General features: G+C 61.8%; 20 protein-coding genes. 8 read left to right on the plus strand and 12 right to left on the minus strand.

The features are described from left to right. Nucleotides 1-54: 54 nt before the first annotated feature. Nucleotides 55-1623, minus strand: coding sequence for a RagB/SusD family nutrient uptake outer membrane protein (locus DQG19_RS01205; protein WP_116124404.1), 1569 nt, complete (start codon nt 1621-1623; stop codon nt 55-57). A gap of 33 nt (nt 1624-1656) precedes the next feature. Then, a complete protein-coding gene (locus DQG19_RS01210; RefSeq protein WP_116124405.1) occupies nt 1657-4755 on the minus strand; it encodes a SusC/RagA family TonB-linked outer membrane protein in 3099 nt (1032 codons plus the stop codon). Nucleotides 4756-5110: 355 nt separating this feature from the next. On the opposite strand from DQG19_RS01210, the gene DQG19_RS01215 reads away from it, so the two are divergent. Genes DQG19_RS01215 through DQG19_RS01225 form a run of 3 tightly spaced genes read left to right on the plus strand, consistent with a single transcriptional unit; the run spans nt 5111 to nt 8261 of the window. After that, on the plus strand, nt 5111-6355 hold the full coding sequence (locus DQG19_RS01215) for a PDZ domain-containing protein (protein WP_116124406.1): 1245 nt from the start codon (nt 5111-5113) through the stop codon (nt 6353-6355). A 35-nt stretch (nt 6356-6390) separates the two neighbouring features. Next, nucleotides 6391-7299 (plus strand): septal ring lytic transglycosylase RlpA family protein, encoded by a 909-nt coding sequence (locus DQG19_RS01220; protein WP_116124407.1) that lies wholly within the window; start codon nt 6391-6393, stop codon nt 7297-7299. A gap of 5 nt (nt 7300-7304) precedes the next feature. Further along, nucleotides 7305-8261 (plus strand): hypothetical protein, encoded by a 957-nt coding sequence (locus tag DQG19_RS01225; RefSeq protein ID WP_116124408.1) that lies wholly within the window; start codon nt 7305-7307, stop codon nt 8259-8261. Here DQG19_RS01225 and DQG19_RS01230 read toward each other — a convergent pair. Then, a complete protein-coding gene (locus DQG19_RS01230; RefSeq protein ID WP_116124409.1) occupies nt 8245-9399 on the minus strand; it encodes a DUF3810 family protein in 1155 nt (384 codons plus the stop codon). The two genes, DQG19_RS01225 and DQG19_RS01230, sit on opposite strands and share 17 nt — an antisense overlap. 60 nt (nt 9400-9459) lie before the next feature. Between DQG19_RS01230 and trxA the strand changes: the two genes are divergently transcribed. The 4 genes from trxA to DQG19_RS01250 all read left to right on the plus strand — a co-directional run bounded on the left by trxA (nt 9460) and on the right by DQG19_RS01250 (nt 13435). After that, the gene (gene trxA, locus DQG19_RS01235) at nt 9460-9786 is read left to right on the plus strand and encodes a thioredoxin (protein WP_116124410.1); all 327 of its coding nucleotides are present in this window, start codon (nt 9460-9462) and stop codon (nt 9784-9786) included. 165 nt (nt 9787-9951) lie between these two features. Continuing rightward, nucleotides 9952-10647 (plus strand): succinate dehydrogenase cytochrome b subunit, encoded by a 696-nt coding sequence (locus tag DQG19_RS01240; RefSeq protein ID WP_116124411.1) that lies wholly within the window; start codon nt 9952-9954, stop codon nt 10645-10647. A gap of 18 nt (nt 10648-10665) precedes the next feature. Further along, on the plus strand, nt 10666-12660 hold the full coding sequence (locus DQG19_RS01245) for a fumarate reductase/succinate dehydrogenase flavoprotein subunit (protein WP_116124412.1): 1995 nt from the start codon (nt 10666-10668) through the stop codon (nt 12658-12660). A 7-nt stretch (nt 12661-12667) separates the two neighbouring features. After that, nucleotides 12668-13435, plus strand: a complete 768-nt coding sequence (locus DQG19_RS01250; protein WP_410503610.1) for a succinate dehydrogenase/fumarate reductase iron-sulfur subunit — start codon at nt 12668-12670, stop codon at nt 13433-13435. A 14-nt stretch (nt 13436-13449) separates the two neighbouring features. Here DQG19_RS01250 and DQG19_RS01255 read toward each other — a convergent pair whose 3' ends face one another. The 7 genes from DQG19_RS01255 to DQG19_RS01285 form a co-directional block, all read right to left on the minus strand. Then, nucleotides 13450-14019 (minus strand): hypothetical protein, encoded by a 570-nt coding sequence (locus DQG19_RS01255; protein WP_116124413.1) that lies wholly within the window; start codon nt 14017-14019, stop codon nt 13450-13452. 3 nt (nt 14020-14022) lie between these two features. Next, complete coding sequence (locus tag DQG19_RS01260) at nt 14023-14574, minus strand: hypothetical protein (protein ID WP_116124414.1); 552 nt, start codon at nt 14572-14574, stop codon at nt 14023-14025. Nucleotides 14575-14605: 31 nt separating this feature from the next. Next, nucleotides 14606-15577, minus strand: a complete 972-nt coding sequence (locus DQG19_RS01265) for a cell envelope integrity protein TolA (RefSeq protein WP_116124415.1) — start codon at nt 15575-15577, stop codon at nt 14606-14608. Between the two features lie 139 nt (nt 15578-15716). Then, complete coding sequence (locus DQG19_RS01270; protein WP_116124416.1) at nt 15717-16067, minus strand: MauE/DoxX family redox-associated membrane protein; 351 nt, start codon at nt 16065-16067, stop codon at nt 15717-15719. An 11-nt stretch (nt 16068-16078) separates the two neighbouring features. Beyond that, entirely contained in the window at nt 16079-17035 is a 957-nt protein-coding gene (locus DQG19_RS01275) for a DUF4421 family protein (RefSeq protein WP_116124417.1), read from the minus strand. Beyond that, nucleotides 17025-18329, minus strand: a complete 1305-nt coding sequence (locus DQG19_RS01280; protein WP_116124418.1) for an amidohydrolase — start codon at nt 18327-18329, stop codon at nt 17025-17027. Before DQG19_RS01280 ends, DQG19_RS01275 begins: the two co-directional genes overlap by 11 nt. Before the next feature lie 47 nt (nt 18330-18376). Further along, nucleotides 18377-18847, minus strand: coding sequence for a ribonuclease H-like YkuK family protein (locus DQG19_RS01285; RefSeq protein WP_116125152.1), 471 nt, complete (start codon nt 18845-18847; stop codon nt 18377-18379). Between the two features lie 161 nt (nt 18848-19008). On the opposite strand from DQG19_RS01285, the gene DQG19_RS01290 reads away from it, so the two are divergent. After that, nucleotides 19009-21672 carry an AAA family ATPase gene (locus tag DQG19_RS01290; protein ID WP_116124419.1) on the plus strand — a complete coding sequence of 888 codons (2664 nt, stop codon included), beginning with the start codon at nt 19009-19011 and terminating at the stop codon, nt 21670-21672. Nucleotides 21673-21690: 18 nt separating this feature from the next. Here the strand turns inward: DQG19_RS01290 and DQG19_RS01295 are convergent, their stop codons facing one another. Continuing rightward, nucleotides 21691-22491 carry a hypothetical protein gene (locus DQG19_RS01295; protein ID WP_198661622.1) on the minus strand — a complete coding sequence of 267 codons (801 nt, stop codon included), beginning with the start codon at nt 22489-22491 and terminating at the stop codon, nt 21691-21693. 15 nt (nt 22492-22506) lie between these two features. Next, nucleotides 22507-23604, minus strand: coding sequence for an endonuclease/exonuclease/phosphatase family protein (locus DQG19_RS01300; protein WP_116124420.1), 1098 nt, complete (start codon nt 23602-23604; stop codon nt 22507-22509). Between the last annotated feature and the right edge of the window lie 34 nt (nt 23605-23638).

Here is a 23638-nt window from a genome sequence, read left to right on the forward strand (position 1 = left end):
CGCCCCGCTTCCTGTGGGGAAGCGGGGCGTCGAAGATGGCGGAAAATTCGCGATTCAATACCCTTGGTTCTGCTGCAGGTTGCTGTTGGCATTCAACTGAGGGGCGGGGATCGGGAAGAGGTTGGCGGTTTCGGGCTGGGGCGACTTGAACGGCCAGGTGCCCGAAGCGAAGGCACCGAAGCGGATCAGGTCGGTCCGGCGCAGGCCTTCGTAGAAAAATTCCCGGCCGCGCTCGGCGAGCATCTCCTCCATATCTACATCGTCCATGTCCTCCAGTCCGGCGCGGTTGCGGATCATGTTGACCAGCATGGCCCCGCCGTCGTCGCCCTGCCGCATCTGGGCCTCGGCCTTGTTGAGCAGCACCTCGGCGTAGCGGACAATCGGGAAGTCGTTCGGAATGGTGCTCGGAGAGCCGTTGGGGATCTCGTACTTATATATCCGTACCCCTGCCTGCCGGTAGGCATTCGGGAAGAGCGCGTTCAGTTCCGGGGTGTGGACCACGCCGGGTCCGTCGGGGTCGGTAGCGACGCCGTCCTCCAGGATGTCCTCACCGTTAGCCGCGTATTGCGGTCCGGCCAGGAAGTTACCCCGGGTGTAGCTACCGTACTCGCCCTTACGGAGATCATCGTCGTCGTAGCTATTGTAGAACTCCGAGAGGCTGCAGTAGCCGTTCCAGGGCTGCTCCTGCAGGCTGAAGGTGGTCTGACTGACGTAGTGGAGCGTCTGCATGGGAATGTTGAAGCCTCCTGCCACGGCGGGCGCGTCGTAGGGGATGACCCACATGTTCTCCGACGTTGAGTTGAACCCGTTGTCGTTGTCGACGGAGAAGTTGTCAAAGTAATCATCGGTAAGCGAGTAAAGCCCGCTGTTGATGACTTCATCGGCCATCTGCTCGGCCTCCGCGTAGCGGGGGGTGCCGGTGTACACTTCGGCGTTAAGGTAGAGGCGGGAGAGAAGTGCCCGGTTCACCCAATAATTGATCTTACCGTAAGTGTTGATCGATTTCTCCTCTAGCAGTCCGGAAGCGGCATCCAGTAATTCGGTCTCCACGAAGTTGAAGATTTCGGCGCGTGACGCTTGCACCGGGCTGAGGTCGGTCAGGTCGGAGTCCTCGGTGATCAACGGCACGCTACCGAAAGCGTCCATGAGGAGCATGTACCAGTAGGCGCGCAGACTGCGAATTTCCGAGAGGTAAAGCGCCTTGTCCTCGTCAGTGATGGCGTCGGTTTCCTGGATCGTCTGGATAACCAGGTTGGTCTGCTGTACCCCCTGGTACAGGAATACCCACGCGTTGTTGAACTGCTGATCCGTGGCGTCAAAGGTTAACTGGTGGGTCCGCAGCCAGATGCCGCCGTCGAACCAGTCGGAACCCCGCTGGGGAATGGCGACCTCATCGCTCGAGACCTCCTGAATGCTCATGTAACTGTTGTGGTTCATCATCGGGAACAAACGCGTGTAGGCACTCAGGTACAGGCCGATCACGTCGCCCTGACCAGCGGGGAAATTATCGTTGGAAAGGTCGGAGAACAGTTCCGGATCGAGGTCCGTACAGGAATTGAAGGGCAGGACGAGCGCTACCGCCATTGCGATACCGAGCACCCTGGATTTAATGTTGAAGTTCATTCTGATTGATTTGTGGTTTGAGCCGGCGGGTGCTTAGAAGCCCACGTTGAGGCCCAGGGTGATGGTCCGGGTGCGGAAGTAGGTGCTGCGGCGGTCAATTCCGGGGCTGAGGGTGCTCTCGCCGCCGTCCACAAACCCGTTGCCGTTTACGTCGTCGAAGAACCGGATGTTGGGGTCAACGCCGGTGTAGTCCGTGATGTAAAACAGGTTCTGGCCGGAAGCGTAGACCCGCAGGTTCTTGAACCCGCCGCCGTCACCCAGATCGAAGGTGTAACCGAGCTGGGCGTTGTCCAGCGCTACGAAGCTTGCGTCTTCGACGAAGTAGTCGCTGAACTGCGGCGCCGCCGTGATATTCGGCTGGTAGAGATCGGTGATGAGAATGTTGTCGATCGGACGGCTGATCAGGTTACCGGCCTGTCCGTAGAAGTTGCGCGACAGGTTAGCCAGGTCGTGACCGAAATCGCCCCGCAGGAAGAAGCTGAAGTCGGCATTGCCAAAGGTGAAGGTATTGGACAGACCGAGGCTGAAGTCCGGCAAACCGTTACCCACCAACACTTTTTGCCCCTCGTTGAGGTAGACGAAGTCATTGGAGTTCGAGTTTACTGTCGCCTCTACGTCCAGCTGGCGGGTGTAGATTCCTCCGAAGTCGGCACCGAAGACGAGCCGGCTGATCGGATCGCCGTTCTGACCCGGCGCACCGGGGGTGGTCGACTGAATATCCTGGTTGTTGTTAAAGCTGAAATCGGGATCGTTGCCGTTGTCCTCCAGGCGGGTATTGATGGAGGAAAAGACCAGGCGGGGCTCCCAGCTGGCATTCTCGCCCAGCTGGGTGAAGTAGCCGAGCGAGACCTCCACGCCCGAGTTCACGAGGTCGGCGTTGTTGAGGTTGGCCTGGATCGTGGGGATCAGGAAGGGCGGACTCGGTACCTCGGCGGTCACCAGCAGGTTGCGGGTGCGGCGGATGAAATAGTCTACGGTACCCGTAAAGGCGTAGTCCCCGAAGGCAAAGTCAATGCCCGCGTTGAACTCACCCTTCTTCTCGAATTTCAGTTGATCGTTGGCGTTGGAAATGGGGCCTACGGCGGTGTTGTATGCACCGGCCTGGGGGTACTGGCCTACGCCGTTGAAGCGCTGGATGTAGTCGTAGTTGCCGGGGGGCAGCGATCCCGTGATGCCGTAACCGACGCGCAGTTTCAGGTTATCGGCGAAGCCCAGTCCGAAGGCGTCGACCAGGTCGGCGCTGGCCGAGATGGCCGGGAAGATGTCGTACTGGTTGTCGAGACTGTTGCGGCTGGTACCGTCGCGCCGTACCGAAGCGGTCACGTTGTAGGCGGAACCCAGGTTGAAACGGGCCCGGCCGAAGAAGCCGATGACGCGGTAAAGCCCGCGTCCCGAGGCGGTCTGGACGGTACCCAGGCCGATGGCGGTCAGCTGTCCGAGATTGTTGCCACCGAAGGCGTCCGAGACGGTACCGAAGCCACCGGAGTTAAAGAAGGAATTGTTGTATTCCTGCCAGCTGTAACCGGCCAGCAGCTCGAGACCGTTGTCGCCGAGGTCGAGGTTGTAGGTCGTCGTCACCTCGAAGAGGTCATTGCGCTCGTCGTTGTTGTAGCGCTGGGCGTAGCCGGCCGTGAGGGGGTTACCGCCCGGGTTGGCCTGGCCGGCGAAGGCGCTGGCCTGGGAAGCGGTGGAGGTACCCACGCGCTGCAGGCGGTTGCGCGAGTAGCTGATGTTGAACTGCCAGTTATCGAGGATATTGTACGTGGCCCCTACGCTGTAGAGTACGGTGGTGGTTTGTTCGTTGCGGGCGGTAAGGCGGGCGATGGCGACCGGGTTGAAGTAATCGAAGTTATCGATGCGGAAGTAGCCGCCGTACCCGCGGTTGCTGGTGCGGATGATTGATTCGGGTACGTCGTAACCGGCGGCACCGGCCAGCACCGGGGCGGTCGGGTTGTAGGTGATCGCGTAGCGGTAGGCGTTGTTGTTGAAAATGTCCGCATCGCGGTCGGTGGCCGTGATGTTGAGGTTCAGCGAGAGACGGTCGTCGAAGGCGCGCTGGGTAAAGTTGACCCGACCGTTGAGCTGCTGGAAACCATCGTTCACCACCCCGATGCCCTTGATGTCGCGGTAGTTGGCCGAAGCCCGGAAGGTGCTGCTGCCCGATCCGCCGGCGTAGCTGACGTTGTGTACGTGGCTGACGCCCGTACGGGTTACCTCATCGACCCAGTCGGTTTCCCCTCCGTAGTTATTGCTGTTGGCGATTTCCGATCCGGTGGGTAGGCCGGAAGGATCCTCGGACCGGGAGCGGAAGAGGTCGCCCACGCGTTCCAGCTCGCTGAGGTAGGTGGCGGCGTCGGCGGTGCTGGGGGCCTTGCCAATGTCCTCGAACGATACATAGCCACGGTAATCGATGACCGGGTCACCGGCCACGCCTTTCTTGGTGGTAATGATGATCACTCCGGCGGAGGCCTGGATGCCGTAGATCGCCGCGGCGGATCCGTCCTTGAGCACGTTGACCGACGCGATATCCGCGGGGTCTACCGTATTGAGGTTAGCGCCTACGACACCGTCGATGATGACGAGTGGGCTCTGGTTGCCACCGAAGGAGGACAGACCACGGAGGCGGATCTGGCTACCGCCGTTGACGTTGCCGCCCGGCTTGGAAATGGTGAGGCCGGCGACCTTTCCCTGGATCAGCTGGGTGGGGTCGTTAATGTTGCCTGCGTTAAAGTCGTCCTCGTCAATGGTGGTCACCGCACTGGTCACCTGCTTCTGGGTGACGCTGCCGTACCCTACCACCACTACCTCGTCCAGCAGCTCGCCCGAGGTCAGCTGAATGTTGAGGGTGGTTTCGCCGGTCAGGGGAATGGTCTGGCTGGCGTAGCCGGTGTAGGAAACGGTGAGGCTTTCAGCGCCGGCGGGGACGTTGACGCTGAAGTTGCCGTCGAAGTCGGTAACGGTTCCGGTGGAAGTACCCGTCACGAGCACGCTGGCGCCGATTAGGGGGTCGCCGTTTTCGCCATCCGTGATCGTACCGGAAACGGTCGTCTGCGCCAGGGCGGCCGACGACGCGAACAGTACGAGCACGAAGGGAAGAAAACCACGAGTAAGGTGGTAAAGATTGAGCTTCATACGATTAGTTGATATAATGATCGGTAGTTGTGTACGGAGGGGTCACAGCAACGGCCTTTCCGGCGGGTGCGGGGGACAGGTTCCCGGACATAGGTCCGGAGGGACAGCGAAAAGGGAGGCCAACCGGCCGTGAGTGTTGCATGATCGAAACGAAGGCCGGTACGTCCGGCAAAAAAGAAGGAAATTCAGCGGAATCCGCGCGAAACGAAAACCAAACCCGTCAAATCGGCTTTGCCGGAGCAGGGCCCTGGCCACGCTTGTAGGTAGTCCTTGTAACGGCGAAAAACTCCATTCGCTGCTTATTGTTTAACTAAGTTACCCAAACAATTTCATTTTCCACAGCCCCTTAAAACAAATGATAACACGTTGCACCCGCGTCCGCGTCCTACTTTTATTGGGATTGGCGTGCTCGTGGGTGACGAACGGACAGCGGCTGGACATGAAGGTTCTGGGCAACCGTAACCTCATCGAGATTCCGTTCGACCTGGAAAATGACTTTATTGTCATCTCGGTGCTCCTTAACAACACTATCCCCTTGCGCTTCATCGTCGACACGGGAGCGGAGAACACCGTCTTGCTGGACCGCCGCGTCACCGATCTCCTGGACGTCAATTACCGGCGGTCGTTCCAGGTGCGCGGCGCCGATATCGACAACGAGCTGTTGGCCCACCTGGCCACGGGCGTCAACCTGCGGCTCGCCGACCGCCTGCTGGCGCGCAACCGGAGTATCCTGGTCCTGCAGGAGAATTACTTCAACTTCGAGCGGATCACGGGGACCAACATTCATGGCATTCTGGGTGCCGATTTCCTGATGCGTTTCGTGCTGGAGATCGATTTCCGCAAGCAGCTTCTCGTGCTCCACGATCCAACCCGCTACCGCCACCCGCGGTCCCTCACCAAGGTTCCCGCCACCTTCGTCCGCAACCGCCCCTACCTGCTCACCGGGATCGGCGTCCTGCGCGACAGCACCACTGACCGCCGTTTGCTGATGGATACGGGTGCCGGTCTGAGCCTGTTGCTGCACAGCTTCGTGGGCGCGGAACAGCCTGACCTGCCCGAGCAGACCATTCCGACCTATATCGCCAGCGGCCTGGGAGGCACCCTCAACGGCAGCGTGGGCCGCAGCCGGACCGTGGAAGTGGGCGACCGCATGCTCACCGGCGTCGTCACCTACTTTCATGAGGTGGATACGGCCGGACTCCTGTGGTCCAACGACCGCGACGGCCTCATCGGCACCCAGCTGCTGAAGCGTTTCCGGGTGGTGATCGACTATCCACGCGAGGCCGTATACCTCCGCGCCGAGGGGAGACGCTGGAAGCAGAAATTTCGGTTTGATCGTTCGGGCCTTAGCCTGTTGGCCGGAGGAGACAACCTGCGGATGTATAGCGTCAGCAACGTGGTACCCGGCAGCCCCGCCGAGCGGGCCGGGGTACAGGTACGCGATCGCCTGCGCGCTATCAACGGCATATCCACTAATCTGCTATCCCTGGAGGGCATCATCCGCAAACTGCAGGGCCGGGTGGGTAAAAAGATACGGTTGCGCGTTTACCGGGAGGGGCGGCTCTATGAGCTAACTTTCCGGCTCGAAGAGCTTATTTAAAACATCGCTTTCCGTTTCCGCTTTAATCCACCACCATGAAATTCCTTCTCCCCCTCCTTTTGCTGTGGTCTGCCGGGATCTCCGCCCAACTGGTGGGCGACAAGCAGAGTGGTCTGGCGAGCTACTACTCGGCCGAGTACAACGGAGCCGAAACGGCCTACGGCGTGATCTACGATCAGCGGGAGTTGGTCGCGGCGCACAAGGCCTATCCGTTCAACAGTACCGTGAGGGTCACCAACGAAGAGAACGGACAGTCCGTCACGGTACGGATCATCGACAAGGGTCCCTTCATCAGGGGCCGCATCATCGAGGTCAGCGAGCGCGCCGCCGGAGAACTGGGGATGCTGGGCCAGCGCACCGTGCCGGTAGAACTTACCCTGCTCAGCACGCCCGATCAGCGCCCGGTGCGGACGACCGATTCCGAAACCCGTCGCCCAGCCGCATCGGAGAGTACGTCTCCCCCGACGACGCCCGCCGCGGCGACCCGCTCCGTCCCCCCGCCTACCGATCCCGCCCCCGCTCCGGACCTGACCGCGGCCGCCCCCCCGCCCCGGCCATCGCCGTCTCCCGAACCTGCCGCCACCCCTACCCCACCGCGGCCCTCCGCTCCCCGGTCGGCGGCTCCCCGGCGGGCGCAGCGGGCCAAGACCTTCGGGCCGGGCCTGTACCGCATCGCCCTCGACGAGCCGGAGGCCGGTCGCTTCGGGGTACAGGTAGGCAGCTACCGCTCCCTCGAGAGCGCACTCGATAAGGTAGCCGAACTGCAGGGGCGCTACTTCGACGATATCCTTCTGCACAAGATCGCAGGCTCTACCCCCGGTGATGCCACGTACAAAGTGATCCTCGGCCCCTTTCCCGACCAGCCCAGCGCACAGAATTACGCATCCGACCTAAAGTCGCGTTACCAGATCCAGGGATTCACCGTTGCCCTCGACAGAAACTAACCGCCATGAGCCGACTCCCCGTTTTTACCGCCCTGACCCTGCTATCCCTCACCGCCTGCGTCCCCAAGGCCCAGTTCGACACCCTGGTCGAAGAACGCGACGCTTACCGGCGCCAGGTAGTGGAGCAGGACAGCCTGGCCGGCGTCCGCAGCCAGGTCGACCGTGACTCCCTCGCCCAGCTCGTCCGGGGACGGCGACAGGCCGTGCAGCAGAGTGAATCGCTCACCGCAGCAAACCAGTCGCTCACCGCACAACTGACGGATGTACGGGCACGCTACGAAGCCCTGCTTGAGCAGCGTAGTAACCTACTGGAGGGCGGAAGCAGCAGCACCGCAGAACAACAGCAGGATCTTCTGGACCGCACCGCCGAACTCAATCAACGGGAGATGCGCCTGCAGCAGCGGGAACGCAGTCTTGAAGCCCGGGAACAGAGCCTCAGCAGCATCGACGAGATGCGCAGCCAGCAGCCCGGGGCGGTCCGGGGTACTTCTCCGGTCGACCCCCATGCTAACGCGGTACTCACGGCCGACCAGGTACTGGAGGAGGTGCGCCAACTCATGCTCGCCTCCACCGACACCGGATACGTGCTCGAACGTGCCGGCCCTGCCACCATTAACCTCACGCTGGCGGGTGATCTCCTGTTCGAGGGAGAAGGGAGTCGGACCGTGAGTGTCGTCGGTCAGCGGGTACTGCGGCGGCTCGGCGGCACACTGCGCAACTATCCCCAGGCCGAGTATACCATCGTAGGTCACGCCGAAAGCTTGGAGGGCGACGCGCTGCTCGCCTACGAAAGCAGTACCGACCGGGCCATCCGGGTCGCGGTGCAACTCGCCCAATTCGGGGTGGATTCCGGCCGTATCGTGGCGGGCGGCAAGGGATTCTACGGAGCCGATGCCCCCCCGCGCCTGCCGGGCCGGGCCGGGGAGCGCCGCACCGAGGTACGGATTACGATTCCGGAGTAGCCCCCCGGCGGTACCCCTCCACCAGCTGGACCACCCGCCCGTAATTCAGTAATCCCTCGTGAATACCCTGGGCCTGCAGGTAGACCGTGTAGGTGGCATCCCGGAGGGCAGGAGCCAGGTCCGTATAGCGTGCACCGTTATCGTAGATGGCCTGCAGATCGTTGCGGATACCGGGGTCGAGTACCGACGCCCGCCACGCCAGATACCCTTCCGGGTCGGCGTACCGCAACTGTCCGGCAATCTGCCGCCAGTACGCCAACACGAGGGCGTAGCGCAGGGCGGGGTCGGCGGCTTCCTCGGCCGACAGGTAAGACCAGAACGAGCAGGTCCCCTCGTCGCCGAAGCCGTACGCGTGGGCCAACTCGTGGGCCAGGACGGCGGGTTTTTGCAACGGATGGAGACCGGCGTCAATGTTTCCCTGGGCCGCCCACGGCCAGTAGACCCCGGCCGTGCCGAGCCGCAGGAGGATACCGCGCGGCAAAAGTTCCCATCCCCGGGGCCTGCCGGGCGTGGGGTATCCCCGCCGCCGCAGGGCCGCCGCAACGAGGGGCCGCACGGCAGCTTCCGCGTCGGCAGGAAAGTCTACATCCGTCAGGGCGAGCGTGTCGTCCGTCACCTCGGCGCGCAGCTCCGAGAGCCGCCCCGCCATCGTGTATACGCGGTCTTGTAATTCATCGAGCTCGGGAGAATAGGGCAGGAACCCAAGTTGGGTTTCCACCGGAACCCGACCGTAGTTGAACCCCCACGACCACAGAAAAAAGAGCAGCAAGGAAAGTACCAGTATGGTTAGCCGGCCCGCAAAGCCCGACAGGGCGTACCGCATCCGCGCCGGCCGCGGCCCGGTGCGTATCCGACGGAACCGGATGACTTCATACCCAAGCCACGCGGCTACTCCCACCCAGAAGAGATAAAAAACGGGAAAGGGTAACCACCCCAGGGTATTATCCCACACCCACCGCACACCCGGGAACCAGCCCCGGCTGAACCAGTTTTCGATCACCGAAGCGGGGAGCAACCGGCGCAGGGCGAGGCTTAGCAACGTCATGCCCACCAGGGGCAGCAGGGCGGCGGGGCGCGGGTGCAGGGATCGCCCGGAAGCGGTAGGCGGGGGGGGTACGGGCCCGGGGGACTCAACCATGGAGAGCTTACTGCGTTTAATTGTCGTGCGTTTTGCACGTATAACATAAATTGAAGCAAAATGGCTTTTGAACTAACCGATAACAACTTCAAGCAAGAAGTACTCGAAAAGAAAGGTATCGCCCTCGTAGACTTTTGGGCAGAATGGTGTGGCCCCTGTAAGATGATCGGCCCCGTTGTTGAGGAACTCTCCAAGGAATACGACGGTAAGGCCTTGATCGCCAAGGTCGACGTCGATGAGAACGCCGAACTGACCCAGCGCTACGGCGTGCGTAATATTCCCACCATCCTGATCCTTAAGGATGGAGAGGTAGTCGACAAGCACGTCGGCTTCGCCACGAAGGAAGCCCTTTCGCAGAAAATCGAAGCCCAACTGGCCACCGCCTAAGCAGCGGTAAACCGATACTACCTGCCCCCCGGTCCACCGACCGGGGGGCATTTTTGTTTATACAAAATCTAAACAAGCTGCCCGGGCCCCGGCCTGGGGCAACCGAATGGGCGTTCTGATTATTTACAGTTAGTTTTGCCGCCCTACGTAAAAACGGAATAATATATGACCTCCTGGTTCGCCAAATTCCTCACTTCCAGTATCGGAAAGAAGGTGATCATGTCGCTCACCGGCCTGTTTCTGATCTCCTTTCTGCTGGTTCACCTTCTGGGCAACCTTCAGTTGATCCTGGCCCAGGATCAGGGGCAAACCTTTAATGAGTACGCCTACTTCATGACCCATAACCCGGTCATCAAGTTCCTGAGCTACGGACTGTACGCCTTCATCCTGATCCACGCGATCCAGGGTCTCTTACTGGCCTACAACAACCGCAAGGCCCGCGGCGATCAGCGCTACGCCGTCAAGGTCGACCGTACCGCGGGCGCCAGCAAGTCATCGATCTATATGGGATCCCTCGGCACCGTGATCCTGATCTTCATCGTGATCCACATGGCGCAGTTCTGGCTTCAGATGAAGCTCGGAAACACCGAAATGGTCGTGTACGATGAGGAGCCGGTGAAGGACCTCTATACCCTCGTAGCCGCCGTTTACCAGAACATCGGCTTCGTGATCTTTTACGTGGTGGCCATGATTTTCATCGCCTTCCACCTCTGGCACGGCTTTCAGTCCGCCTGGCAAACCCTCGGCCTGAACCACAAGAAATACACGCCGCTCATCAAGGCCGTAGGCTATGTGTACAGCGTGCTTATTCCCCTGGGCTTCGCCGCGATCCCGGTAATCATGTTTCTCCGTCAGCAGTAACCCTCCAACCCAACGATTATGCCCTTCCAATCCCAAGTCCCCCCCGGCGAATTATCCGAAAAGTGGAAGCAGTACCGCTCTTCGATGCCCCTCGTGGCACCCAACAACAAGCGGCGGCTGGAGGTAATCATCGTAGGTACCGGCCTGGCGGGCGGGGCCGCAGCCGCCACCTTCGGCGAGCTCGGCTATAAGGTGAAGGTCTTCACCTTTCACGACAGCCCGCGACGCGCCCACTCCATCGCCGCCCAGGGCGGGATCAACGCCGCCAAGAACTACCAGAACGACGGAGACAGCGTCTACCGCCTGTTCTACGACACCATCAAGGGAGGCGACTACCGCAGCCGCGAGGCCAATGTGCACCGCCTCGCCGAAGTGAGCGTCAACATCATCGACCAGGCTGTTGCCCAGGGCGTCCCGTTTGCCCGCGACTACGGCGGACTGCTCGCCAACCGCTCCTTCGGGGGCGTACAGGTGTCCCGGACGTTCTACGCCCGCGGACAGACCGGCCAGCAGCTCCTGCTGGGTGCCTACCAGTCGCTCAGCCGGCAGATCAGCCTCGGCAACGTCGAGCTCTTCAACCGTCACGAAATGATCGACCTGGTCATGGAGGACGGCAAGGCCCGCGGCATCATCGCCCGCAACCTATTGACCGGCGAAACCGAGCGCCACGCCGCCCACGCGGTGGTGCTGGGTACCGGCGGGTACGGCAACGTTTTCTACCTGTCGACCAACGCCATGAACTCCAACGGCTCCGCCGCCTGGCGCGCCGTTAAGCAGGGTGCCTACATGGCCAACCCCTGCTTCACGCAGATTCACCCGACCTGCATCCCCGTTTCGGGAGAGTACCAGTCAAAACTGACCCTCATGTCGGAATCGCTGCGCAACGACGGCCGCGTCTGGGTACCCAAGAGTCAGGACGATGCCGCCGCCATCCGCGAGGGCCGCAAGACCGGCCTCGACATAGCCGAGGGCGATCGCGATTACTACCTGGAACGGCGCTACCCCGCCTTCGGTAACCTGGTCCCCCGCGACGTGGCCAGCCGCGCCGCGAAAACCGCCTGCGACGAAGGACTCGGCGTCAGTCCCACCGGCCTGGCCGTGTACCTGGACTTCGACGCCGCTATCACCCGCTACGGAAAGTCAAAGGCGCACAGTCAGAACGAGCACAACGCTGACAAGAACCGCATCCGCGAACTCGGCGTAGCGGTCATCGAGGAGAAGTACGGTAACCTCTTCGAGATGTACGAAAAGATCACCGGCGAAGACCCCTACGTCATGCCGATGAAGATCTACCCCGCCGTGCACTACACCATGGGCGGCCTGTGGGTGGACTACAACCTGCAGACCAACATCCCCGGTCTGTTTGCCATCGGTGAGGCCAACTTCAGCGACCACGGCGCCAACCGTCTCGGCGCCTCGGCCCTGATGCAGGGCCTGGCCGACGGGTACTTCGTGCTCCCCTACACCATCGGTACCTTCCTGTCACAGGAAATCCGCAACCCTCAGGTAGACCCCGACGGGCCGGCCTTCATGGAAGCAGAGGCCAAGGCTCAGGAGCGCGTAAACCGCCTCATGGGGATCAACGGGTCCAAATCGCCCGAGACCTTCCACCGCGAGCTCGGCAAGATCATGTGGGAATACTGCGGCATGGCCCGCAACGCCGAAGGCCTGCAGAAGGGCCGCCGCATGATCCGGGAACTGCGCGAGGAGTTCTGGCGCGACGTATACGTACCCGGACAGATCAAGGAGTACAATCCGGAGCTGGAAAAAGCCCTGCGCGTCGCCGACTTCCTCGAACTGGGCGAGCTCATGATGCTCGACGCCCTGGACCGGGCCGAGAGCTGTGGCGGTCACTTCCGCGAGGAGTACCAGACCGAGGACGGTGAGGCCCTGCGCCGCGACGACGAGTTCGCCTACGTGAGCGCGTGGGAGTGGGACGACACCGACCCCATCCTGCACAAGGAAGAACTGATATTCGAGAACGTGGAACTGAAGACCAGGTCCTACAAATAACCCCGCCATGGAAAATATGAAATTGAAACTCCGGATCTGGCGCCAGGGGGGCAAGTACCCCAAGGGCCAGTTCGTAGAGTACCCCCTCGACGGCGTGAACGACCACATGTCCTTTCTGGAAATGCTTGACGTCCTCAACGAAAAGCTGATCAGCCAGAAGGAGGATCCCATCGCCTTCGAGCACGACTGCCGGGAAGGTATCTGCGGCACCTGCTCGCTGGTCATCAACGGCTACCCGCACGGACCGATGCAGCAGACTACGGCCTGCCAGCTCCACATGCGCAACTTTCGCGACGGGGAAACGATCACTATCGAGCCGTGGCGCTCCCGTGCATTTCCGATCGTCAAGGACCTCGTGGTCAACCGCGACGCCTTCGACCGGATCATTCAGGCCGGTGGCTACATCAGTATCGATACCGGTCAGGCGCAGGACGGCAACGCCATCCCCATCGAAAAGGACCAGGCCAGCCACGCCTTCGATGCCGCTACCTGTATCGGCTGCGGCGCCTGCGTAGCCGCCTGTCCCAATGCTTCCGCCATGCTTTTCCTCGGTGCCAAGGTCAGCCACCTGGCCCAGGTCCCCCAGGGCAAGGTAGAGGCCGAGACGCGCGTACAGCGGATGGTCCACCAGCACGACGTCGAAGGATTCGGACAGTGCAGCAACATCACCGCCTGCGAAGCCGAGTGCCCGAAGGGCATCAGCGTGGAGCACATCGCACGCCTCAACCGCCAGTACATCGCCTCCACCATTGGCAGCGAGAAGGTCGCGAACTAGCGCAGTCCGTCAGCCTACCGGGCGCGGAAGAAATACGTTATATTATACGGGTAGGCGGGGACCAGCAGGTTCTCCGCCATCCTGCGTTGGCGTTGGATCACCAGTTCCTCGCCGTTTATTCGCTCGACGTTGTACGGGGTGCGCTCCGTCTCATCCTGGCTGATGATCGTCAGGGTAGTTACGTCGATATCCGTAGCGTAGCGCATGCGGTTAAACGGAGTCAGTACGTGCGGCAGGCTGGTGCTGTCGCACGCGGTTCCCGCTACGCCGTAGGCAACGACTCCCGACTCGAAGAAAAGGGCGTCATCACGCTCACAGTCATCCACCCCGGTCAGTCCGCGAATTGCCGGATTGAGGCTTTCGCGGATTTCCTCGCGGGTTCTCCCCGATTGCGCTACCGTCGAGTCGGGGAGCGCGGCCACCGTTGAGTCGGCTGCCGCGGCAATATTGCTCTCTACGGTCACGATCTGCCAGCCGTCGAACCGGCTCAGTTGGTTGATGGGGCTGACGGGCTCGGTGTCCTTCTGGCAACTGGCCGCTGTAAGCAACACAAACAGGAGGAAGGGGAAGGATTGGTAGTTCATAGTTCAGGGGTTGTAATTCCGGGTACCCGCCCGCCGCCGGTACGTGAGGGCTTCGGTGCCGATCGCCAGCACCAGTCCGCCAACGAAGAGGGTCAGCTGCCAGTACCAGGGGGTGGGCTCGTTGTTGAGGTGAAGGTAAGTCACGGGCGGTTCCAGCACCAGCCGGCCGTCCCCGAAGGTCGGGGGGACGGCGATGCCGGGTCGTTCCACGGTTCCCCGGATGACTTCGGGCAGGGCGTCGGGTCCGTCCCCCTGCCACCAGGCCACCACGTGCCCGGTGGTCAGTACACCCTTCCGGAAGTCGCCGATGTCGGTAGGAGTAAGCACGGGCCACAGATTGATCGGAGGATATGCCGCCCGGGTATCCGTGTGCCGCGCCGCGGGGTCCGCCCGCGCGCCGGTCAGCTGTAAGTAGTCGGCGTCCCCTACCCCACCCTCGGCTTCGACCAGGGTAAAGTTGCGGAGCCGGTGAGTACCGAAACGCAGGCTGAGCAAGCCGTTGCAACCGGTGATCATAAATACCACGCCGGCCGCGACGCAGAAAAGGCGGATCATACGATTATACCTGACGAAACGGACGCGGAAGTTACTGGACGCGGAAGTTGTAGCTGATGCGACCGCATTGTTCGGCGGGTGCCATGGGGTTGGCATCGAAGCGCCAGCGCTTGGCATTGGTGGTGGCGGCGGCCACCAGCTTGGGATCGGCGGTACTGCTGCCGTTCTGGGTGTAGACCGCACGGGTAATCTGTCCGTCAGGATTGACGCACACCTCGATCACTACCGTGCCGGAGACCTGGCTGTTTTCCTGTACCGGGGGGCTGGCCTTTACGCCACGGCCACCGAGTCCGCCGCTTACGCGACCGTCGCTGGTGGACATTCCGCTGAGGCGGTCAGAATTGGGGTCGCCGTCGTCGACGCCCTGGTTGCCGCTGTTACCGGTGTTGCCCTTGCCACCGCCCTGTCCGAATGCTCCTCCGAGTTGTCCCTTCAGGGCATCGGCTTCGGCCTGCCGGCGGCGTTCGGCCTCGACTTCGGCCCGGCGGGCGGCCTCGGCGGCTTCCTGCTGGCGGCGGCGTTCGGCTTCGATCTGTTGTTGGCGGCGGCGTTCGGCCTCGGCCTCCTGCTGCTGGCGGCGACGTTCGGCGTCCGCTTCTTGCTGCACACGCCGGGCCTCGGCCTGCCGTGCGGCTTCCTCACGGGCCTTCTGCTTGCGCAGGGCGACCTCGGCGGGGTCTTCGGTGACGACCACGTCGCGCTGCTGCGGCTTGGGTTTCGGGTCCACGGCGGGCGGTGGCGGGGGCGGCGGGTCCGCAGGTGCGGGGGGAGCGGGAGCAACCTCGGTGACCTCCGGTTCCGACGGGGCGGCGGCGTTCTCATCCCCCTGTCCCATGTCGACGAAGCCCAGATTCACGAGGATACCGGGTTGTCCGGGGGGCGGGTTCTGGAAGAAGAAAATAGGCCAGATCAGCAGCACTACGATCAGTACCGTGCCGAGAACGGCGGTGATCTTACCGGTGCGGTCGCCGCGGCGCTCGCTTTCGCTCAGTGTCGTGTTCATATCAGTTGGGTTGACGATCTACCTCCTTAGATGCAGAACTGCGCTCGTTTGCATATTAGTGTTCTATGGGTACACTTTCGGAGCGTCCCGGTTCACGCCGCTGCTTACGCATCCACCGCACCCGCGCGCCGCCGCCGCCTCAGCTGCGCCGGGCCTCCCAGACGAGCCAGGCAATGAGGGCGAACTGCATCAGCAGCCGGATCCAGGCGACCGGACGCGGGCCGATCACCGGACGTTCGCGGAGCAGGTCGGCGACGTGGATGGGCAGGAACAAGACCATGAGGCCCGCCGCCCCGTAGAGCCCCCAGGTACGGGTGGCGGGCCAGAGTATCGCCGCCCCGAGCACGATCTCGGCCGCGCCGCCCGCCAGGTTGGCGGCCACCCGGGGCATCCAGGCGGGAATAATGGGATAATAGAAAGCCGGGTTAATGAAATGGTACGCCCCCGCGGCAATCAGGATCACGGCAAAGCCGTAGGCAAAAAGGGTCATGTGAAATGCAGTTAGTCGGGCACGTTGAAGCGGTGGCCCACGGCCAGTTCAATGCGGGATTCGTCTACGTGGACGTCGAAATTATCGGTATTATCGATGCTGGGCAGGTAGGCGGCCGTGATGGCGGCGTAGTTGTGGCGCCCGTTGTAGCCGAACGCCAGCCGGCCCCGTACGCGGACACTTACGCGGGTGCGCTCGATCTCCCGGTCCTGGAAACGAGGGTCGTAGTTGATGAGTCGTAGTTCCGGACCGACAACGACGAGCGGCGTAACGAAAAAGCCCGGTCCCCACACGAAGGTATGCGCATACCCGAGGCCCGCCCCCACCTTGGTCTGGGCAAACCGGTCCACGTCGATCTCTCCCTCGCTGCGAAAGGGAATCCGTAGGCTATCGGCCTGCAGCAGCTGCCGGCTGACGGCACCGGCCAGCAGGAGCGACCCGGTGGATTTGAGCTGACGGCTGCGCTGGCGAAAGGAGGATCCAAGGCTGAAGTGCTTGCTATTCAGCACGCGAAATCCGAAGATGAGAAAATTATAGAAGCGGATATCGTCGCGGAACACGGTGGGTCGACCGACTCGCTCCTGCTCGAAGCCGGTGGTACGCCGGCCATTGGCGTCGAGGTAGAACTTGTCGCGGTAAAGCTGTAGGTTAAGTCCGAGCGAGCGGGCCTTGCCCAGCGACGAATCGGTACCCAGATCGCTGACCGGAATACTGAAGGTGTAGCCCAGCCACTTGTAGCGGCCACCGAGGCGCACCGCCAGTCCCTGGTTGGAGAGCTTCAGGGTCTGTCTGTCGCCCACCAGAAAGGTAGCGGAGTTATCGCGGTAGCGGAGACCGCCGTTGACGCGGGTCTTGCTGACGAATGTTTCGACGTAGGAGCTGTCAAACTGCCCCGCTACCGGTGCGGTGAACAGGACGCACCACGCGAGCGCAAGAAACAGCCGCCGGGCGGGAAAGCTACTGGCCATTGTTTCCCCCCAGGTAGTCAAGGGCTACGTTGGTATACAGCTGCACGCCGTGTTTAAGACCCCGTTCGTCAATGAAGAAATCGGGGGTATGGTGCCCGGGTGCCTGGGCCGGGTCCATGTCGGGAGACATGCCTCCCAGAAAGACGAAGAGCGAAGGGACCTCCAGGGCGAAGAAAGAGAAATCCTCGGCGCCCGTGATGGCGTCGACGAGGTTGACGTTTTCGGCCCCTACCGTTGCCTGGAGGGTCGGCAACATGCGCTCGGTCATGCCCGGATCGTTGTAGGTAACGGGGTAACCCGCGTCGATAGTGACCTCGGCGGTGGCGCCCGAGCTCTCGGCGATGTGGGTGGCAGTCTGCTCGATGCGCCGGAAGATCTCCTGCTTCATCTCCTCGTCGAGGGTCCGGATGGTACCGATCAGGGTGACTTCCTCGGGGATAATATTGCTGCGCACGCCGCCCTCAATCTTTCCTACGCTGATCACGGCGGCCTCCTTGGTCAGGGGAGTCTGCCGCGCAACGATCAGCTGCAGTCCGGTGACGATCTGCGCAGCTGAGGTGATGGGGTCGACCCCCAGCCAGGGGGTGCTGCCGTGGGCCTGTTTGCCCTTCACCCGTATTGAAAAGCTGTTGCTGGCCGCCATCAGGCCACCGGGGCGGTAGTTGATCTGCCCTACCGGGGTTTCGGAGTTGATGTGGATGCCGAAGGCGGCGTCGACGCCGTGTTTTTTCAGCACGCCCTCCTTGACCATGAGGCCCGCCCCCCCTTCCTCGCCCTCGGGAGCACCTTCCTCGGCGGGCTGAAAAATGAAGATCACTGTACCCGCCAGTTCCTCGCGGCGCTGGCTCAGTACTTCAGCCGCGCCCATCAGCATGGCTACGTGGGTGTCGTGGCCACAGGCGTGCATGACACCGACTTCCTCGCCGCGGTACTCGCCGACGGCCTTAGAGGCGAAGGGGAGGTCGACGCGCTCCGTAACGGGCAGCGCGTCCATGTCGGCCCGCAACGCGATCGTCTTGCCGGGACGGCCGCCCTTGAGGATGCCGATGACGCCGGTGTGGGCGACGCCGGTTTCTACCTCCAGCCCCAGGCCGCGCAGGTGATCGGCAACGTAGGCGGCGGTTTCCGTTTCGCGGTTACTGAGCTCGGGGTACTGGTGCAGGTGCCGACGCCATTCAATTACCCGGGCATCCAGGTTGGTGGCTTCCGTGGCTACCGCTGCGTAATCGGATTGGGCCAGGACGGGAACGGACAGGAGCAGGAGTATGAATAGCGTGAGCGGCGAAACGTGCATCGGAGGGTCGGTTTGCCGCGAAAGATACAACAATCTACCCCCGGGGGTCAGCACACCTTGTCGGCACAGGCGGAGGAGGCGAAGGCGTCCGGCTTGGCCTTGAACACGAAGCCCATACCGAGGATATAGCCCATGGCTTCCTTGAGGGCTACGTTGCTCTGGAAATGGGGATCGGTATTGATGTCGGCGTGCACTTCCAGCTCGACGTCGTGCATATCCAGAACACCGCACAGGGCATAGGCGATCTCTACTGAGCGGCCTACCTCGAGGATCATGCGTTCCCGCAGGCTCATGCGGATCTCGCTTTTGTAGTTGGCGATGTACATGAAGCCGCCCCGCTTTTCCCGCAGGAAAACGATGACGGTAGCGAACTCGATGGTCTTGCCGCGCACCTGGCTGTCGGTCCCGATACAGACCTTGAGGCGGTGACCGGCGGCAATCTCCCGGCGCAGGGTTTCTTCCACCGCCTCGGCAATGGGCAACTCGATGCGGCGGCCGTCGTAGCGGCGCCACCTCATTTCGGTGAGGGCCTTGGAGTTCATGCGGGTAGCGATTGGTGATCCAGTCGTAAGATAACCCAAGCATACTTACGGTAAGTTGCCGACCGACGACTAATCGACTCAATTAATACCGGGCAAACCCGCGCAATTGCATCCTTAACGCTTACTTTACCTTAACCATGCCCGACAGCAAGAAAAAAACGGCGACCGCCCCACCCTACAAGGTACGGGAGCTTAAAGTCTACAATTCCACGGAGTACCTGTGGGACAACGTGAAGAAGTACCGCCAGGTCTTCGACCGCTACGAAACCTCCTATGTCTACGCCGAGCTGTCGCTGCACAACAAACGCTTCGACGTCTCCGACTGGACGTTACAAGTGACGTTGCGCTGTTTCAGTGCGGACGACCTGGCCCGCACCGAGCTTTGTTCCCTGACGGTAGATAAGGAAGTAAGCCGGTTCGACCCGCTTGTCTACATACGCGAGGGTTGGGGCAACCCCAAGAAGGGCAGCATCTGGAAAGCGGGAACCTACTGCTGGGAGGCCTACATCGACGGCCAGAAAGTGGGTACCAAGTACTTCTATCTCATCGAACCCGAGCGGAGCCGCGTAGAGGACGATGAACTGGAACTCGCCCCGCTCGGGCGTATCGCGGACCAGTACCTGAAGCTTACCTCGGTCAAACTCTATGAGGGCCCCTACGACGACCTTTCGGCCGATGACCGGACCTACCTGCGGCAATTCTCCGTACAGGGTACGCGCTACGTGTACCTCGAGCTGGAATTCCGGAACCTGCAGCCTAACTGCAGTTGGCAGTTGGAGCTGTTCTCCAAATTCCACAACCAGGCGCGGGACCTCAAGGGGCAGGTAAGCCGCCTCGTACAGGTGAACCCACAGCAGGAGGTAATTCACATGTCCGTGGGCTGGGGATCGGCCAGCCCCAATTTGTGGCAGGCCGACCGGTACTCGGCGGACATCGTCTTTCTGGATTGCCTCCTGGCTTCCGTCCCCTTCGAAGTAAGCGACGAGGTACTCACCGGCCGGCCCGCGGTGTACCTACCGGGCATCGACCACCCCGTAACCCTGACGGAGGAGGAAGAGGACGAGGAAGACTTCGAGCACATCCTCACCGACCTGAACGACCTGATCGGACTGCAGGAGGTGAAGCAGCAGGTCCGCGATCACGCCGTATATATCCAGTTCCTGCAGCTGCGGCAGAAGCGTGGATTCGAGATGGATACGGGCATCGATGTTCACGCCGTGTTCAGCGGCAACCCCGGTACGGGCAAGACGACCGTGGCCCGCATGATGGGCAAGCTGTACAAAAAGATGGGCCTGCTCACCAGCGGACACACCGTGATCGCCGACCGCGTTGACCTCGTCGGGGAATACATCGGACAAACCGCCCCGAAGACGCGGGAGGTGATCGAAAGCGCCCGGGGGGGCGTACTCTTCATCGACGAGGCGTACTCGCTGGCCCGCAACAACGACGACGGGAAGGACTTTGGGCGGGAGGTGATCGAGATCCTGGTGAAGGAAATGTCCAATGGCGTAGGCGACCTGGCCGTCATCGTGGCCGGATATACCGACGAGATGAACCGGTTCCTGGAGAGCAATACCGGACTCAAGTCGCGGTTCAAGCACTACTTCGAATTTCGCAACTTCCTACCCCAGGAACTCAGCCAGATCGCCGATTACGCGGCCCGCAAACAGGGCGTTGTCTTTACCGGCGAAGCGAAGGCACTGGTCGACGCCACCATTACCAAGGCTTACCGCGGTCGCGACCGCAGTTTCGGCAATGCCCGCTACGTGCACGACCTCATCGAGAAGGCCAAGGTGCAGATGGCGCTGCGCATCATGCGCAAGGACGACACCGGTGACTCCCTCTCCGACGAGTACCTCAGTACCATCGAGGTGGACGACGTCATGAATATCCAGACCCTGGTCGAACGGGCGCGGCCGGCCATACCGGTGAACGAGAAACTCCTCGAAACCACGCTGGCCGAGCTCGATACGCTCGTAGGCCTGGAGAGTGTTAAGTCCCAACTTCATGAACTCGTCAGCCTGGTGCGGTACTACCGCAAAACGGGCCGTGACGTACTCAATGCATTTCACCTGCATACGGTGCTGGTGGGCAACCCCGGTACGGGGAAAACCACGGTCGCGCGCATCCTGGCCACCCTGTACAACGCCCTGGGGATCCTCGAGCGCGGCCACATCGTGGAGACCGACCGCCAGGGTCTGGTCGCCGGTTACGTGGGGCAGACGGCGGAAAAGACGGCCAAAGTGATCGAAGAGGCGATCGGCGGCGTCCTCTTCATCGACGAGGCCTACGCTCTCACCCAGCACAGTACGGGTCAGCGGGGCGACTTCGGGGACGAGGCCATCCAGACCCTGCTGAAGCGCATGGAGGACCAGCGGGGGGAGTTTTTCGTCTGCGTAGCCGGTTATCCCGACAACATGGACAGCTTCTTAAAGGCGAACCCGGGCCTGAGCAGCCGCTTCGATAAAACCCTGCGTTTCGACGACTACAGCCCCGAGCAGCTGATGGAGATCGCGGACCGCATGCTGCGCCGGCAGAGGGCACAGATATCCGCGCCGGCCCGACAGCACCTGAAGGAATACCTCGTGTTTTTGCACAAGTACCGCGACCCCTACTTCGGAAACGCACGCACGGTCCGGCAGCTGGTCGATGACATCATTCGCCGCCACGATCTCCGTCAGGCATCCGTTACTAAAAGCAGTAAGCGCAGCTCCAGTGCCCGCATTGCCAAGGCCGATATCGAGCACCTCAAGCTCGACCCCCGCGAGCTATCCATTCAGCGCAAACGGATCGGGTTTTGATCGCGGGGTTTCCGCACCCTAAAACTGGGTAAACACGGCGTCGTCCATCTCGTCGGTGACCGCGATGTTACCGAGCTGGAAGCGCCCGCCCCGGTCGCCGGAGAGCCAGATACCGTCGTACTGCTGGTAGCCATTCCAGGGCGTTTCCAGGGAAGCGGTCGAGTCGGCGGCCGCCCGGAAGAACTGCCAGGTATTGAACCGGTAGTTTTCCTTATCGACGAAAATACGGTAGCGGTTGCCCGGGGTATCACCCACTTCCTTGAAGGTGAGTTCGATCACTTCGGAGGGGCGGCTTTTCTGGGGGTCGGTTTCTTCACCTACGTACTTCAGGGTGACGCCGCTATCCTTCAGCTTGAAGGGTTGTACCAGCCAATAGCTGTCGTTGATGAACATGGAGTTGGCCGACTGGAGGTAGATCTGAATGCTGTCGGGGTCGGTCATTTCCGTGCCCTCTTTGCGTACGGCCCCGGTCAGCTCGTCGCCGCCGCTGTAGTCAAGCAGGTAGATGAGTTCGTCCTTCGGCACCTCGATGCGTACCCGCTCCTCTTCCTTGTCCCATACAAGGTCGCGGGCCCCGAAGAAATTCCAGCTGATGTAGCGGGCATCGTCGTAGGCCTGCCGGCCGCCGTGGCGGGCGACGACGCTATCGGCGATGGCGATGGCGCGTGCGTCGGAACCTTCCGCGTCGAAGCCTTCGGCGGCGGGGTTGGTTTCCTGGTCGGTTGCATCAACCGTTGCGGTAGTGGGATCAATATCGGAGCCACCGCAGGCGTAGAAACCAAGGGCAAGCAGGAAGATAAAGTGGCGGGTGTAGTTCATGGGGGCCATAACAGTTTAATTCCGCATCAGTTCGGCTTCAAGGTACACCGGTTGGTGGTCGCTGAAGCGAAAATCCTGGTTGATCGCGCGGACGAGGTGGAGGCGCACGTCCGGACTGCACAGGTAGTAGTCGATCACGCTGCGCCGACTCCGGTGGGCGTCGTAAGTTGTATCGGAGGTTCTGACGGTCGCGTCACCGGGATCGTAGCCCCAGGCCCAACCGGGCGGGAAGTAGTCGAAGGCGATCGCGGGAGGCAACTGCGCCTCCTCGACGGTGGGGTTCAGGGAGAACCAGTTGAAGCCAGGGGGCACCTGGTTCCAGTCGCCCCCGACGATGACGTAGCGTCCCGCGCCGTAGTCGGCCAGCACCCGCTCACGAAGAAAGTCCATCTGCTGCCGCCGCAGGCTACCGTCGGCGTCGTAGGCGGACAGGTGGATGTTGTAGACCACCAGTTCCTTGCCCCAGGCAGTCGGGAAGACCTGCCGGAGGGCGCAGCGGTCGAGTTGAAAGAGCCGGGTGGGCCAGGGGTGCTCGCCCGGCAATTGGAGCCGCTCCGCGGAGGAGGCCGGAAACCCGGCGAGCGATACCAGGCCGCTCTCTACCTCCCCGTAGTGATCCCAGGGCTGTAGCAGGGGGATCGGCACCCGACGACTGCGGAAGTTGGGGGCATAGTAGGCGGAATACTCCGGGCGGGCCGCGACGACCGTATCCACCTGGTCGGTGTAGTAGCTGCGGCGGCTATGGCGGTCCACTTCCTGCAGCAAAAAAATGTCACTCTCGGTGTTGGCGACCGTCAGCCGCTGGCCGGCGACGTAACGTTCCACATTGGTGCGCGGACTGCGGGCGCGGCCCAGATCGGTCCAGAAGAAGTCGCCCCGGTTGTAGAAGAAGTAATCCTCGGCCCCGAGACCGCCGTAGCCTACATTCCAGGTAAGCAGGGTGATCGAGGGATCCTTGATGGTGTCCAGCGTGGGGCTGCCTCCGCTAACGGGTGCCAGCGGGTCGTCCCCGGTGGGTTTCCAGTCGGTGAGGGTGCCGTAGACCAGAATGCCGGCAAAGTAGAACAGGAGTAGGTATACCGGGTACCGGAGGAACCGCCAGATCAAACGCATGCCCAAAGGTACGGCAAACCTTTAGCGGCAAATC

The sequence above is a fragment of the Lewinella sp. IMCC34183 genome (assembly GCF_003390915.1).
Taxonomy (GTDB): domain Bacteria; phylum Bacteroidota; class Bacteroidia; order Chitinophagales; family Saprospiraceae; genus Neolewinella.

Bases quoted from the DNA above. Each gene is read 5' to 3' on its own strand.
- DQG19_RS01300 (WP_116124420.1), bottom strand. From the start codon at position 23,604: ATGCGTTTGATCTGGCGGTTCCTCCGGTACCCGGTATACCTACTCCTG.
- DQG19_RS01205 (WP_116124404.1), bottom strand. From the start codon at position 1,623: ATGAACTTCAACATTAAATCCAGGGTGCTCGGTATCGCAATGGCGGTA.
- DQG19_RS01290 (WP_116124419.1), top strand. From the start codon at position 19,009: ATGCCCGACAGCAAGAAAAAAACGGCGACCGCCCCACCCTACAAGGTA.
- DQG19_RS01220 (WP_116124407.1), top strand. From the start codon at position 6,391: ATGAAATTCCTTCTCCCCCTCCTTTTGCTGTGGTCTGCCGGGATCTCC.
- DQG19_RS01210 (WP_116124405.1), bottom strand. From the start codon at position 4,755: ATGAAGCTCAATCTTTACCACCTTACTCGTGGTTTTCTTCCCTTCGTG.
- DQG19_RS01265 (WP_116124415.1), bottom strand. From the start codon at position 15,577: ATGAACACGACACTGAGCGAAAGCGAGCGCCGCGGCGACCGCACCGGT.
- DQG19_RS01240 (WP_116124411.1), top strand. From the start codon at position 9,952: ATGACCTCCTGGTTCGCCAAATTCCTCACTTCCAGTATCGGAAAGAAG.
- trxA (WP_116124410.1), top strand. From the start codon at position 9,460: ATGGCTTTTGAACTAACCGATAACAACTTCAAGCAAGAAGTACTCGAA.
- DQG19_RS01250 (WP_410503610.1), top strand. From the start codon at position 12,668: ATGGAAAATATGAAATTGAAACTCCGGATCTGGCGCCAGGGGGGCAAG.
- DQG19_RS01245 (WP_116124412.1), top strand. From the start codon at position 10,666: ATGCCCTTCCAATCCCAAGTCCCCCCCGGCGAATTATCCGAAAAGTGG.
- DQG19_RS01230 (WP_116124409.1), bottom strand. From the start codon at position 9,399: ATGGTTGAGTCCCCCGGGCCCGTACCCCCCCCGCCTACCGCTTCCGGG.
- DQG19_RS01275 (WP_116124417.1), bottom strand. From the start codon at position 17,035: ATGGCCAGTAGCTTTCCCGCCCGGCGGCTGTTTCTTGCGCTCGCGTGG.
- DQG19_RS01225 (WP_116124408.1), top strand. From the start codon at position 7,305: ATGAGCCGACTCCCCGTTTTTACCGCCCTGACCCTGCTATCCCTCACC.
- DQG19_RS01260 (WP_116124414.1), bottom strand. From the start codon at position 14,574: ATGATCCGCCTTTTCTGCGTCGCGGCCGGCGTGGTATTTATGATCACC.
- DQG19_RS01285 (WP_116125152.1), bottom strand. From the start codon at position 18,847: ATGAGGTGGCGCCGCTACGACGGCCGCCGCATCGAGTTGCCCATTGCC.
- DQG19_RS01255 (WP_116124413.1), bottom strand. From the start codon at position 14,019: ATGAACTACCAATCCTTCCCCTTCCTCCTGTTTGTGTTGCTTACAGCG.
- DQG19_RS01270 (WP_116124416.1), bottom strand. From the start codon at position 16,067: ATGACCCTTTTTGCCTACGGCTTTGCCGTGATCCTGATTGCCGCGGGG.
- DQG19_RS01215 (WP_116124406.1), top strand. From the start codon at position 5,111: ATGATAACACGTTGCACCCGCGTCCGCGTCCTACTTTTATTGGGATTG.
- DQG19_RS01280 (WP_116124418.1), bottom strand. From the start codon at position 18,329: ATGCACGTTTCGCCGCTCACGCTATTCATACTCCTGCTCCTGTCCGTT.
- DQG19_RS01295 (WP_198661622.1), bottom strand. From the start codon at position 22,491: ATGAACTACACCCGCCACTTTATCTTCCTGCTTGCCCTTGGTTTCTAC.